This window comes from Stenotrophomonas sp. Steno-C17 (assembly GCF_056393165.1).
This window is the reverse complement of record NZ_JBWJPD010000020.1, coordinates 80,439-93,395: the sequence shown is the minus strand read 5'-3', so window position 1 is coordinate 93,395 and position 12,957 is coordinate 80,439. Positions and strand designations below refer to the sequence as shown.

11 protein-coding genes are annotated in these 12,957 nt (G+C 66.8%); 7 read left to right on the top strand and 4 right to left on the bottom strand.

Going from position 1 to position 12,957, the window contains the following annotated elements:
- Nucleotides 1–184 precede the first annotated feature (184 nt).
- Nucleotides 185–1,327, top strand: a complete 1,143-nt coding sequence (locus AC06FA_RS16690; protein WP_478069269.1) for a mechanosensitive ion channel family protein — start codon at nt 185–187, stop codon at nt 1,325–1,327.
- 39 nt (nt 1,328–1,366) lie between these two features.
- On the opposite strand, the gene AC06FA_RS16685 is transcribed toward AC06FA_RS16690, so the two are convergent.
- Genes AC06FA_RS16685 through typA form a run of 3 tightly spaced genes read right to left on the bottom strand, consistent with a single transcriptional unit; the run spans nt 1,367 to nt 5,357 of the window.
- A complete protein-coding gene (locus AC06FA_RS16685) occupies nt 1,367–2,989 on the bottom strand; it encodes an amidase (protein WP_478069268.1) in 1,623 nt (540 codons plus the stop codon).
- Nucleotides 2,990–3,030: 41 nt separating this feature from the next.
- Nucleotides 3,031–3,498: a DUF2127 domain-containing protein gene (locus tag AC06FA_RS16680; protein ID WP_478069267.1), complete on the bottom strand. Its 468-nt coding sequence runs from the start codon at nt 3,496–3,498 to the stop codon at nt 3,031–3,033.
- Between the two features lie 11 nt (nt 3,499–3,509).
- A complete protein-coding gene (typA, locus tag AC06FA_RS16675; protein ID WP_108748670.1) occupies nt 3,510–5,357 on the bottom strand; it encodes a translational GTPase TypA in 1,848 nt (615 codons plus the stop codon).
- Nucleotides 5,358–5,578: 221 nt separating this feature from the next.
- On the opposite strand from typA, the gene AC06FA_RS16670 reads away from it, so the two are divergent.
- The 6 genes from AC06FA_RS16670 to AC06FA_RS16645 all read left to right on the top strand — a co-directional run bounded on the left by AC06FA_RS16670 (nt 5,579) and on the right by AC06FA_RS16645 (nt 12,219).
- Entirely contained in the window at nt 5,579–6,073 is a 495-nt protein-coding gene (locus AC06FA_RS16670) for a peptidylprolyl isomerase (protein WP_312706743.1), read from the top strand.
- Between the two features lie 118 nt (nt 6,074–6,191).
- Entirely contained in the window at nt 6,192–7,178 is a 987-nt protein-coding gene (locus AC06FA_RS16665) for a malate dehydrogenase (RefSeq protein ID WP_108748672.1), read from the top strand.
- Nucleotides 7,179–7,254: 76 nt separating this feature from the next.
- Nucleotides 7,255–7,869 carry an RluA family pseudouridine synthase gene (locus AC06FA_RS16660; protein ID WP_478069266.1) on the top strand — a complete coding sequence of 205 codons (615 nt, stop codon included), beginning with the start codon at nt 7,255–7,257 and terminating at the stop codon, nt 7,867–7,869.
- A gap of 665 nt (nt 7,870–8,534) precedes the next feature.
- Nucleotides 8,535–10,415: a propionate--CoA ligase gene (gene prpE, locus AC06FA_RS16655; RefSeq protein ID WP_478069265.1), complete on the top strand. Its 1,881-nt coding sequence runs from the start codon at nt 8,535–8,537 to the stop codon at nt 10,413–10,415.
- A 201-nt stretch (nt 10,416–10,616) separates the two neighbouring features.
- On the top strand, nt 10,617–11,120 hold the full coding sequence (locus AC06FA_RS16650) for a hypothetical protein (RefSeq protein WP_478069264.1): 504 nt from the start codon (nt 10,617–10,619) through the stop codon (nt 11,118–11,120).
- A 43-nt stretch (nt 11,121–11,163) separates the two neighbouring features.
- Nucleotides 11,164–12,219: a suppressor of fused domain protein gene (locus AC06FA_RS16645; protein WP_478069263.1), complete on the top strand. Its 1,056-nt coding sequence runs from the start codon at nt 11,164–11,166 to the stop codon at nt 12,217–12,219.
- A gap of 106 nt (nt 12,220–12,325) precedes the next feature.
- On the opposite strand, the gene AC06FA_RS16640 is transcribed toward AC06FA_RS16645, so the two are convergent.
- Nucleotides 12,326–12,937, bottom strand: a complete 612-nt coding sequence (locus AC06FA_RS16640) for a glutathione S-transferase N-terminal domain-containing protein (RefSeq protein ID WP_312706751.1) — start codon at nt 12,935–12,937, stop codon at nt 12,326–12,328.
- Nucleotides 12,938–12,957: the final 20 nt, after the last annotated feature.

Genomic DNA, 12,957 nt, shown 5'->3' with positions numbered 1-12,957 from the left:
GCGTCCCCCGCAACCGGACCCACCCCGCCATCCCACGGATACCCAGCTTTTGACGTTGCTGTTGACGTTGACGTTGATTCAGCAGGTGCAGGGCCGCAGGCCCTGCATCAAACCCCACCCACTGACGTGATGCTCATGCCGCCTGCGCGACCCTGTGGGTTCATGCAATGAGCGAGGGTCTGCGGTGGGCTGGCAACATGTGCAGGACTATCTGTGGCCGATCGGTGCGGCGCTGCTGCTCGGTGGCCTGGCCGCGTGGGGCGTTCTGGCCCTGTATCGGCGCCTGCGTGGGCGCGACCGGCGGCGCGCGCGCATTGGCCGGGTGATCGGGCCGCCATTGGCGATGGCACTGCCGCTGTTGCTGCTGGTGCCGGCGCTGCAGGCCACGCCGCTGCCCGAGCGCATGCTGGACCAGGTGCTGCGCGGCGTGCATATCGGCCTGACTGCCTGTTTCATCTGGCTGCTGGTGCGTGGTGTGGCGGCCGGCGAGCGCGCGATCCTGCGCAGCCATCCCATCGATGTGTCCGACAACCTGGAGGCGCGCCGCATCCAGACCCAGACGCGCGTGCTCAGCCGCGTGTTGATGGGCGGCATCATCGTGCTCGGCGCGTCGCTGGTGCTGCTCACCTTCCCGATGGTGCAGAAGATCGGCACCGCGCTGCTGGCGTCGGCGGGGCTGATCGGCCTGGTTGCGGGTATCGCGGCCAAGCCGGTGTTCGGCAACCTGATTGCCGGCCTGCAGATCGCCGTCACCCAGCCGATCCGGCTGGATGATGTGGTGATCGTGGAAGGCGAGTGGGGCCGCATCGAGGAAATCGGCAGCAGCTACGTGGTGGTGCGCATCTGGGACGAGCGGCGCATGGTGGTGCCCTTGACCTGGTTCATCGAACACCCGTTCCAGAACTGGACGCGGCGCAGTGCCGATCTGCTCGGCACGGCCTTCCTGTGGCTGGACTATCGCGCGCCGATCGCTGCGATCCGTACCGAGCTTGAGCGCATCTGTCATGGCGAGGCGCTGTGGGATGGACGCGTCTGCGTGACCCAGGTGACGGAAACCAGCGAGCGGGCGATCCAGGTGCGATTGCTGGTCAGTGCGCGCAACTCCGGTGATGCCTTCGATCTGCGCTGCCTGGTGCGCGAGCGCATGCTGGATTTCCTGGCCCGTGAACACCCGCAGGCGCTGCCGCAGGTGCGGGCACGGTTGCACCAGGACGATGAGATGGACATGCCGCGCGGGCCGCGCGCGCGTACCGCCGATGTGCGCTCGCCCGGCGCGGAAGATGGCGAGGCGGCGATCGTGCCGGTGGAATCCCTGCCGGACCGGTAGCGCCGGGCCATGCCCAACGCGCGCAGCGGCATGGCGCGATCAGGGATCGCCGGTGTCGATCAGTGCATCGGTGTCGAAATGCGGCGGCCGGCGCGCGCGGGTGCGCTGTTCATAGGCATAGCCCATTTCGATCAGCTTCGGCTCGCTCCACGCGGTGCCCATGAACAGCAGGCCCGCCGGCAGGCCGTCAATCTGTCCCATCGGCACGGTCAGGCTGGGGTAGCCGGCCACGGCGGCGACGCTGTAGCTCTCGCCGGGGAAGTCGTCGCCGCGGCTGCGCAGCGGCCAGGCGGTGCCGGTGGTGGGCGCCACCAGTGCGTCCAGCCGTTGTGCCGCCAGTGCCGCATCAATGCCTTCCGGGCCGGCCAGGCGACGGGCGTCGCTGCGCGCGCGGATGTAGGCCGGGTCGGACAGGCCCGGGGTGGCGTTGGCCTCCTCCAGCAGCGACTGGCCGAAGCGGCCCAGTTCCTGTCCGCGGTTGGCCTGGTTGAAGGCAATCAGCTCGGACAGGCTGCGCAGCGGCGCGTGGTAGGTGGTGAAGTAGCGCTCCAGGCCCGCCTTGAACTCGTACAGCAGCACCAGGCGCTCGGCATCGGCCCAGGCGCCGGCATTGGGCAGTTGCACCGGCACCACTACGGCGCCGGCGCGGCGCAGTTCCGCCGCCGCCTGCTGCATCAACGGGGCCATGCCGGGGTACTGCCACAGCGGGGTCTGCAGCAGGCCGATGCGCTTGCCGCGCAGGCCGTCCGGATCGAGCCGTGCGGTGTAGTCGTAGACCGCGCGGCCAGGCATGGTGGCGGTGGCCGGGTCGGCGGCGTCGCGACCGGCAATGGCGGTCAGGACTGCGGCGGCGTCGGCCACGCTGCGGGTCATCGGCCCGGCCGTGTCCTGGCTGAAGCTGATCGGGATGATGCCTTCGCGGCTGACCAGGCCGACGGTGGGCTTCAGGCCGACCACGCCATTGATGGCCGCCGGGCAGACGATGCTGCCGTCGGTTTCGGTGCCGATCGCTACGCTGCCCAGGTTGGCCGCGACGGCCACCGCACTGCCGCTGCTGGAGCCGCAGGGCGAATGGCTGAGGCGGTAGGGATTGCGGGTCTGGCCGCCGCGTGCGCTCCAGCCGGACACCGAATTGGCGTCGCGGAAGTTCGCCCATTCGCTCAGGTTGGTCTTGCCCAGCACCACGGCCCCGGCCTCGCGCAGGCGCCGCACCAGGTAGGCGTCGCCGGGGCGGAAGCCCTGCAGGGCCAGCGAGCCGGCGCTGGTGGCCATGGGCGCGGCGTTGATGTTGTCCTTCAGCAGCACCGGGATGCCGTGCAGGGGGCCGCGCAGGCGCCCGCTGCGGCGTTCACGGTCGCGCTCGCCGGCTTCCTTCAGGGCATCGGGATTGAGCTCGATGATCGCGCGCAGGCGCGGCCCGGTCCGGTCCAGCGCGGCGATGCGCTGCAGGTAGGCGCCGGTCAGGGTGACGCTGTCCAGTTCCCCGGCGACCATGCGCGCCTGCAGATCGGCCACGTCGGTTTCTGCGTACGGGAAGGGCGCGGTGGCGGCCGCCGGTTCGGCGGCGTGGGCGCTGGGCGCAGGCGAGCTGCAGCCTGCACTGGACAGTGCAGCCAACACAGTGATCAGGCAGACGGACAGGGTAGGCAGGGACAGGCGCATGGCTGGGCGTGCGAGGCTCCGGCAGCCAGTCTAGCCGCTGCTCAGCGCTTGCGCTTGCGCAGGTCGCGCGCCAGCACGTAGACCACCACCAGGTTGATGACCAGCACGCTGGCCGAGGCCCAGCCGGGGTGGCGGATGATGGCGTAGATATCGAAGGGCAGGTAGATCGAGGCGGTCAGGCAGCCCAGCCATGAGGCCCAGGCCTTGGCCTTCCACAGGCCCCAGGCTTCGACCAGGTGCAGCAGGCCGTAGGCGATCATCGCCGCTGCGGCCAGGTGCACCGCGTCGGGACTGATCATGTTCAACAGCGAGGGCAGGGTGCCGTGATCCGGGTCCAGACTGAAACGCCGGATCAGGGCATTGATCCCGTCGCGAAGCGGCTGCGGACCGAGCACTTCCAGCCCGGTCGCGGCCAACAACGCCAGCATCGCCTTGCTCGCTTCGAGCAGGGCGATGACATGGAGGCCCGGATGCCGATGCGGATCCGGGTTGTAGCCATTCTGGCTCACGGTCTGCTGGCTCAGCCGCCGCGCGATGCCTTCTTGCGGTCGCTTTCGGTCAGGAACTTCTTGCGCAGACGGATCTCCTTCGGGGTGATCTCGACCAGCTCGTCGTCTTCGATGAAGTCCAGGGCCTGTTCCAGCGAGTACTTGATCGCCGGGGTCAGCTGGATCGCATCGTCCTTGCCCGAAGCGCGCATGTTGGTCAGCGGCTTGGTCTTGATGGCGTTGACGGTCAGGTCGTTGTCCTTGGAGTGGATACCGACCAGCTGACCTTCATACACGTTGTCGCCTTCAGCAGCGAAGAGCTTGCCGCGTTCCTGCAGCGGGCCCAGCGAGTAGGCGGGGGTGACGCCCGGCGCATTGGCGATCATCACGCCGTTGATGCGCTTGGCGATGGCGCCCTGTTCCTTCGGACCGTAGTGGTCGAACACGTGGAACAGCAGGCCCGAACCCTGGGTGAGGGTCTTGAACTCGTTCTGGAAGCCGATCAGGCCACGGGCCGGGATCGAGTATTCCAGGCGCACGCGGCCCTTGCCGTCCGGCTCCATGTTCTTCAGCTGGCCCTTGCGGGTGCCCAGCTTTTCCATCACGCCGCCCTGGTGCACTTCTTCGATGTCCACCACCAGCTGCTCGATCGGCTCCATCATCTGGCCGTCGATTTCCTTGATGATCACTTCCGGGCGCGACACGGCCAGCTCGTAGCCTTCGCGGCGCATGTTCTCGATCAGCACCGACAGGTGCAGTTCGCCACGGCCGGAGACCAGGAACTTGTCGGCGTCTTCCAGCTGTTCGACCTTCAGGGCCACGTTGTGGACCTTTTCACGGTCCAGGCGGTCCTTGATCTGGCGGCTGGTCAGGAACTTGCCACCGGACAGGTCCTTGTTGCCGGCGAACGGCGAGTTGTTCACCTGGAAGGTCATCGAGATGGTCGGCTCGTCGACGGTCAGGGCCGGCAGGGCTTCCGGGGTGTCCGGGTGGCACAGGGTGTCGGAGATGGTCAGCTCCGGAATACCGGAGATGGCGACGATGTCACCGGCTTCGGCGGTGTCCTGCTCGATGCGCTCCAGGCCCAGGAAGCCCAGCACCTGCGCGACCTTGCCGTTGCGCTTCTTGCCTTCACGGTCGATGACCGCGACCTGCATGTTCTTCTTCAGGGTGCCGCGCTGGATGCGGCCGATGCCGATCACGCCCACGAAGTTGTTGTAGTCCAGCTGGCTGATGCGCATCTGGAAGGCGCCTTCCGGATCGACTTCCGGCTTCGGCGCATGCTGCATGATCGCTTCGTACAGCGGGGTCATGTCGCCGTCGCGCACGGTGTCTTCCAGGCCGGCATAGCCGTTCAGGGCCGAGGCGTAGACGATCGGGAAGTCCAGCTGCTCGTTGGTGGCGCCGAGCTTGTCGAACAGGTCGAACACCTGGTCGATCACCCACTCCGGACGCGAGCCCGGGCGGTCAACCTTGTTGACCACCACGATCGGCTTGAAGCCCATCGCGAAGGCCTTCTGGGTGACGAAACGGGTCTGCGGCATCGGGCCGTCCATCGCGTCGACCAGGATCAGCACGGTGTCGACCATCGACAGCACGCGCTCGACCTCACCGCCGAAGTCGGCGTGCCCCGGGGTGTCGACGATGTTGATCCGGTTCTTGATACCGGTCTTCTTGTCTTCCCAGGTGATGGCGGTGTTCTTGGCCAGGATGGTGATGCCGCGTTCCTTTTCCTGATCGTTGCTGTCCATCACGCGCTCGGCGAGGACGGTGCGCTCGGACAGGGTGCCGGACTGCTTCAGCAGCTGGTCGACCAGGGTGGTCTTGCCATGGTCGACGTGGGCGACGATGGCGATGTTGCGAAGATTTTCGATGGACATGCGAAAGGGGGCCAGTCGGCGCCGGATTTGGAAAAAGAAGTCCAACATTATACGTCTAACTTGACGCTTGGCGAAAACCCATGTTGCAGGACCGCCCGAGCCCCATTCAGCTGGGGCCTGAACGCGGGGCAGGGGCTGCGCCGATGGTCGAAGCCGCCAGCGCCACGGGGCAGGTGTAAACTAGGTGGCTAGACGCGTTCCCCTCTGCATCAAGGATCTTCATGTCCCTCATCGCCACTTTCGACACCACCCAGGGCCCGATCAAGGTCGAGCTGTTCGCCGACAAGGCGCCGCTGACCGTCGCCAACTTCGTGAACCTGGTCAAGCACGGCTTCTATGACGGCCTGATCTTCCACCGCGTGATCGCCGACTTCATGATCCAGGGCGGCTGCCCGCAGGGTCGTGGCACCGGCGGCCCGGGCTACAAGTTCGAAGACGAAACCAACAACGGCGTGAAGCACGAGGTCGGTTCGCTGTCGATGGCCAATGCCGGCCCGAACACCAATGGCAGCCAGTTCTTCATCACCCACATCAAGACCGATTGGCTGGACGGCCGCCACACCGTGTTCGGCAAGGTGCTGGAAGGCCAGGCCATCGTGGATTCGGTCAAGCAGGGCGACGTGATCCATTCGATCACCCTGGAAGGCGATGTCGATGCCGCGCTGGCCGCCAAGGCCGACCGCGTGGCCGAGTGGAACAAGCTGCTCGCCGCCTGATCCCCCTTTGAAACGGCCACCCACGGGTGGCCGTTTCCACGTTCCCCGCCGCCCGCCAGGCCTGCGTGGCCACGCCCGCGGCGTCCTATCCAACGCTTGCAAGCAAGAGGAAACCCCCATGAAAGCACCCGTTCGTGTTGCTGTGACCGGCGCTGCCGGCCAGATCGGCTACGCCCTGCTGTTCCGTATCGCCTCCGGCGAAATGCTGGGCAAGGACCAGCCGGTCATCCTGCAGCTGCTGGAACTGCCGGTGGACAAGGCCCAGGCCGCCCTGAAGGGCGTGATGATGGAACTGGAAGACTGCGCCTTCCCGCTGCTGGCCGGCATGGTCGGCACCGACGACGCCGAAGTGGCCTTCAAGGACGCCGACATCGCCCTGCTGGTCGGCGCGCGTCCGCGCGGCCCGGGCATGGAGCGCAAGGACCTGCTGCTGGAAAATGCCAAGATCTTCACCGCCCAGGGCGCGGCGCTGAACAAGGTCGCCAGCCGTGACGTGAAGGTGCTGGTGGTCGGCAACCCGGCCAACACCAATGCCTACATCGCCATGAAGTCGGCCCCGGACCTGAAGCCGGAAAACTTCACCGCCATGCTGCGCCTGGACCACAACCGCGCGCTGAGCCAGCTGTCGAACAAGCTGGGCAAGCCGGTTGGCGGCATGGAAAAGCTGGTGGTGTGGGGCAACCACAGCCCGACCATGTACCCGGACTACCGTTTCGCCACCGCCGATGGCGCGTCCATCGCCGATGCGATCAACGACCAGGAATGGAACGCCAACACCTTCATTCCGACCGTGGGCAAGCGCGGTGCGGCCATCATCGAAGCCCGCGGCTCGTCCTCGGCTGCTTCGGCTGCCAACGCCGCCATCGACCACGTGCGTGACTGGGTGCTGGGCAGCAACGGCAAGTGGGTCACCATGGGCGTGCCGTCCGACGGTTCCTACGGCATTCCGGAAGGCGTGATCTTCGGCTTCGCCGTGACCACCGAGAACGGCAAGTACACCCTGGTGAAGGATCTGCCGATCGACGACTTCAGCCAGAAGTACATCGACAAGACCCTGGCCGAGCTGGAAGAAGAGCGCTCCGGCGTGGCCCACCTGCTGGGCTGATACGGGCCTCGGCCGGTACGCAGAAAGCGGGGAAGCTTCGGCTTCCCCGTTTTCGTTTGAACGACGACGGACACCGATGATCCACCTGCATTACATCGATGACGCGCTGCTGCTGGCCGAGAAGCCGGCCGGCCTGCTGTCCGTGCCGGGCCGCAGCGAAGAGAACCAGGACTGCGTGGTGGCGCGGCTGCAGGCGCTGTACCCGGACGCGTTGACCGTGCACCGGCTGGACCAGGTCACGTCCGGCCTGCTGCTGCACGCACGCGGCAAGGCGATGCAGGCCGCGTTGTCGATGCAGTTCGAGCAGCGGCGCGTGAGCAAGCGTTACGAGGCGGTGCTGCAGGGCCTGCTGGCCGACGATGCCGGTGAAGTGGATCTGCCGTTGATCGTGGATTGGCCGAACCGGCCGAAGCAGATGGTTGACCACGACCGCGGCAAGCCGGCGCTGACGCGCTGGCAGGTGCTGGCGCGGGATGTGCAGGCGGGCACCACGCGCGTGGCGCTGGAACCGGTGACGGGCCGCAGCCATCAGTTGCGCCTGCACATGGCCAGTGTTGGCCATCCCATCGTCGGTGACGTGCTGTATGGCGCCGCGCCGGCGCAGCGGGTGCATCTGCATGCGTGCGCGTTGGCGTTCACCCATCCGGTAACGGGTGCTGCGCTGGCATTCGAGTCTGCGGCACCGTTCTAGGGGGTTCGGCAGGGCTTGCAGCCCTGCACCTGCTTTGGGGCAACAGCAACAGCAACAGCGCGCATTCCGTGGGATGGCGGGGTGGTGTGGGCTTGCAGGACACGCCGTAAACCCGTCCATGGGGGCTCGTAGGCGCCTTGCTCGCGCGCGCAATCCTGCGCGCGCGGCAAGACCGGGGTTGGGCGTCCTGCCCAACCCGCCCGAGGCATGCCTCGGGCCCATGGCGCCTGCGGTCCTGCAAGCCCACACCGCCCCGCCTCTGACAGATTCACGCGGCTGTTGGTAGGTGTCGACCTTGGTCGACACATCTGTCAGATATCGAATGAATTCATTCGTGTCGACCAAGGTCGACACCTACCAGAGCAGAATGCCTTCCGACAGATCGCAGATAACTGTCGAAGGCGGGGTGGGTCCGGTTGCGGGGGTGTCCGCGGCATGGATGCCGCGGCCAAGCCCCCATGGACGGGTTTACGGCGTCCCCCGCAACCGGACCCACCCCGCCATCCCCAGGAAGCCAGCGTTTGACGTTGACGTTGACGTTGACGTCAGCAGGTGCAGGGCTGCAAGCCCTGCACACCACACCCACCCCCTACCAAGGTAGGGCGGTCCGGGCGCCAGCCCGGCACTATGCTCGATCCCATGACTTTGTCTGGGAGGGCTGCGTCATGAACTACGAGGAAACCTACCGCCGTTCGATCGACGAGCCGGAGGCATTCTGGGGCGAGGAAGCCAAGCGCATCCATTGGCACACCCCGCCACAGCAGGTGCTGGATTACAGCAACCCGCCGTTCCGCCGCTGGTTCGTCGGCGGTGAAACCAATCTCTGCTACAACGCGGTCGATCGCCATCTGGCCGATCGCCCCGATCAACTGGCGCTGGTGGCGGTGTCCACTGAAACCAACGTCACCCGCGAAATCACCTACCGGCAGCTGTACCGCGAAGTGAATGACTTCGCCGCGGTGCTGCAGCACCTGGGCGTGGGCAAGGGCGACCGGGTGGTGATCTACATGCCCAACATGGCCGAAGCCGTGTTCGCCATGCTCGCCTGCGCGCGCATCGGCGCCGTGCATTCGGTGGTGTTCGGTGGCTTCGCCGCGCACAACCTCGCGCTGCGCATCGACGATGCCAGGCCCAAGCTGCTGATCGCCGCCGATGCGGGCATGCGCGGTGGCAAGGTCATTCCCTACAAGGGCATGGTCGATGCGGCCTGCGCCGAGGCGGACAATCCGCCGCCCCATGTGCTGATCGTGTCGCGCGGACTGGATGCGGCCGAGCCGCGCGTGGCCGGTCGCGATGTGGACTACGCCACGCTGCGTGCACAGGTGGGCGAGGTGGACGTGCCGGTGACCTGGCTTGAATCGAGCGAGCCCAGCTACCTGCTGTATACCTCCGGCACCACCGGCAAGCCCAAGGGCGTGCAGCGCGACGTGGGCGGCTATGCGGTGGCCATGGCGCAGTCGATGGAGACGGTGTTCGACTGCCGCCCGGGCCAGGTGATGTTCTCCACCTCCGATGTCGGCTGGGCCGTCGGCCATTCCTACAACGTGTACGGCCCGCTGATCGGTGGCTGCACCTCGCTGCTGTACGAAGGCCTGCCGACCAATCCGGATCCGGGCATCTGGTGGGCACTGTGCGAACAGTATGGCGTGCGCACGATGTTCTCTTCGCCCACGGCGATCCGTGTGCTGAAGAAGCACGATGCCGATTTCATCCATCGCCACGACCTGGATGCGCTGAAGTACCTGTTCCTGGCCGGTGAGCCTCTGGATGAGCCCACCGCGCACTGGATCAACGACGCGCTGGGCAAGCCGGTGATCGACAATTACTGGCAGACGGAAACGGGCTGGCCGGCACTGACCCTGCTGCCCGGCCTGGACATGAAGCCGGTGCGCTTCGGTTCCCCGGGCTTCCCCAATCTCGGTTACCGCATGAAGGTGATCGATGAGAACACCGGTGAAGAAGTCGCCGCCGGGCAGAAGGGCGTGCTGGTGGTTACGCCGCCATTGCCGCCGGGCTGCATGAGCACGGTCTGGAACGACGACGCGCGCTTCCTGCAGAGCTACTTCAGCCACTTCAAGGAACTGCTGTACAGCTCGCTGGACTGGGCGATCCGCGATGACGAGGGCTATACCTTCATCCTCGGCCGCACCGACGATGTGATCAACGTGGCCGGCCACCGGCTGGGCACGCGCGAGATCGAAGAGGCCATTTCCGGCCACCCGCGCGTGGCCGAAGCGGCGGTGATCGGGGTGAAGGATGAGCTGAAGGGGCAGGTGCCGCTGGTGTTCGTCACGCTGAAGCAGGGGTTGCAGGGCGATGATCCGGCGCCGGTGGTGGCCGAGATGATGGCCGCCGTTACCGCCTCGCTCGGTGCGGTGGCGCGGCCGGCGCACATCCACGTGGTCAACGCGCTGCCCAAGACCCGCTCGGGCAAGCTGCTGCGGCGTTCGCTGCAGGCACTGGCCGAACAACGCGATCCGGGCGATCTGTCCACCCTGGATGATCCCGGCGCGCTGGAAGAGATCCGCCGCGCGCTGGGGCGGTAACCCCTGCTCCGGTAGAGTCGAGCTTGCTCGACTGCTCTGAGCAGGGCAGTCGAGCAAGCTCGACTCTACCGGGCTATCTGCAGCAGTCGAGCAAGCTCGACTCTACCGGGCTATCTGGGGCAGTCGAGCAAGCTCGACTCTACGCGTCGGGACATGCGCTAAGCTCGGCCGCAGACAACGCGCACCAGGCAAGGGGGATGCATGGCATTGCTGCATGGCAAGACGGCCGCTGGCCGCCAGGAAATCGAAGATCGGGGCCGGCGCCTGCCGGCGGCGCTGCGTTCGATCCTGCTGATGGTCGACGGGCAACGCAACGACACGGAACTGCAGGTGCTGTTCGACGGCCTGCGTGCACCACCGGATGCCTTGCAGCAGCTCAGCGCGCTGGGGCTGATAGAAGTGGTTGGCGGCGCGGTCGACGTGGTGCCCGCGCGCGGCATCAGCAGCGGGCGCGAACAGGATCCGGCCCTCTACCAGCAGCTGTATGACGCAATGAGCGAGGCGGTGCGCCGCCACCTGGGCCTGAAGGGCTATTTCCTGCAGTTGAAGATCGAGCGCTGCAAGGATGCGCTGGCGTTGGAGCGGCTGTGCCCGGAATTGCTTGCGGCAGTGGGCAGTGCGCGCAGTCCGGCACTGGCCCAGCGCTGGTGGCAGGAAACCCAGGCCCGCCTTGCCGCCACCGTCGCCGGGGTCGTGCCCGGCTGAGGCAGGGCGTACAGTGGTCTGCTTGTTACTCTGGAAGCACCACGTGCAGGACGACATCGACGACACCGACACCCCGGGCTGGGATGCGATCAACGCGGCCCTGGCGCCGCTGTACGCCGGGCAGACGCCGCAGCACTTCGGTACCGCGCTGCCGTACACGCTGGGCGGCCAGGACCCGCTGGACGGCATCAGCGTGTACTGGGCCGACCTGCCGCAGCCGCACTGGCACTACGTGACCTACGGCTTTTCCGAGCTGTATGCCAAGGAAAGCAGCGATGCGCAGGTCAGCGGCTACGGGTTCGAACTGACCTTCCGCCTGGCCGCCCGTGCCGGTGAAAGCGCAGGCAGCACCCCGCCGGTGTGGCCGATGAACCTGCTGCAGAACCTGGCGCGCTATGTATTCGGCAGCGGCAACGTGTTCGAGGATGGCCACCATCTGAATGCCAACGGCCCGATCGCGCTGGAGACTGACACACGCCTGTGCCACCTGGCCTTTGTTTCCGATCCGCAGTTGCCGCCGCGCGATACCGCCAACGGTCACCTGCAGTTCCTGCAGCTGGTCGGCTTGACCGACGAAGAAATGGAAGCGATCAAGCGCTGGTCGACCCGTGGCGTGCTGCAGGTGCTGGAACCGGCCATGCCGCTGTGGATCAGCGATCTGCACCGCGGCAACCTGCTGGACGATCCGGCGCTGGCCGCGCAGGTGCAGGAGGGCAGCCACCGCGAAGGCTCGAGCACCGGCATGCTGTTCGTCGAGACGCTGCACTGGCGGCAGCAGGACGCGGTGACCACGCTGGTGCTCGGCGCGGGCCAGGTGCACAGCGTTGTCGAACTGCTGGGTCTTCGCCTGCGCCACGGCAAGCCGTTGGAACTGGTCAGCGGCGAACGGCAGTGGACGTTCTTTGCGGGGGGCGCGGAAGCGGCCAGCCAGACTGGCGATGACAGTGCGTGCTGGGTGCTGGACGAGGCCAGCCTGCAGGCGGCCGTTGCGGTTCCGGCGCAGCGCGGGGTCTACCCGCTGAACGCGGTGCTGCAGATCGAGGTGGTGCCGACCCAGCTGCGCGATGGCAAGGGCAACGTGATCCGCGAGATCGGCTGAGCGTAGCGGTGAAACCCATGGGGTCGGAGCCGTCTGCTGCGCAGACGGATCCGACCCCGGGGTCAGATCCGTTCGCGCGGCGAACGGCTCCGACCCCGCACTGGCGTCAGGCCAGGCCTTCGGCCTTCAGCACGGCCTGCACGCCGGCGTCGGCGTCCATGCGCGCCTTGTAGGCGGCCAGGTTGTCCAGACCCGAAAGGTCGACCTTGGTGCCGGCGGCCCAGCGCAGGGTGATGTAGAAGTACGGGTCGGCGAAGCTGCGGAAACCTGCCAGCCAGGGCTTGTCGGCCAGCTGCTTGTCGGCGGTTTCGAACAGGGCGCGCAGGCGCTTGTGGGCGGCGGCGCGGATCGCGTCGTACTGGCCTTCGTCGGCAATGAATTTGCCCGGCGCGAACAGCGGCGAGAACGCCGGGTGCACGTCGGAGTTGACGAAGGACAGCCAGCGGGCGGCTTCAGCGCGCTGGCGCGGGCTGCCATCGCCGCCCAGGCCGGCCTGCGGGAAGCTGTCGGCGATGTAGCCCATGATGGCTGCGTTCTGCACCAGCACGAAGTCGCCATCGACCAGCGCCGGGACCGCGCCAGCGGGGTTGATCTTCAGGAATTCCGGACCCTTCAGGGTGTCCTTGTTCAGCAGCTCGACCTCGAACGGCTGGCCGGTCCACTGCAGGGCGATGTGGTCGGCGGTGGAGCAGGCACCGGGCTTGCTGTACAGCTTCATGGGAACTCCAGGGTAGGGCG

Coding starts and splice junctions, on each gene's coding strand:
- AC06FA_RS16660 (WP_478069266.1), top strand. CDS start 7,255: ATGATCCACCTGCATTACATCGATGACGCGCTGCTGCTGGCCGAGAAG.
- AC06FA_RS16650 (WP_478069264.1), top strand. CDS start 10,617: ATGGCATTGCTGCATGGCAAGACGGCCGCTGGCCGCCAGGAAATCGAA.
- AC06FA_RS16670 (WP_312706743.1), top strand. CDS start 5,579: ATGTCCCTCATCGCCACTTTCGACACCACCCAGGGCCCGATCAAGGTC.
- AC06FA_RS16665 (WP_108748672.1), top strand. CDS start 6,192: ATGAAAGCACCCGTTCGTGTTGCTGTGACCGGCGCTGCCGGCCAGATC.
- AC06FA_RS16685 (WP_478069268.1), bottom strand. CDS start 2,989: ATGCGCCTGTCCCTGCCTACCCTGTCCGTCTGCCTGATCACTGTGTTG.
- prpE (WP_478069265.1), top strand. CDS start 8,535: ATGAACTACGAGGAAACCTACCGCCGTTCGATCGACGAGCCGGAGGCA.
- typA (WP_108748670.1), bottom strand. CDS start 5,357: ATGTCCATCGAAAATCTTCGCAACATCGCCATCGTCGCCCACGTCGAC.
- AC06FA_RS16640 (WP_312706751.1), bottom strand. CDS start 12,937: ATGAAGCTGTACAGCAAGCCCGGTGCCTGCTCCACCGCCGACCACATC.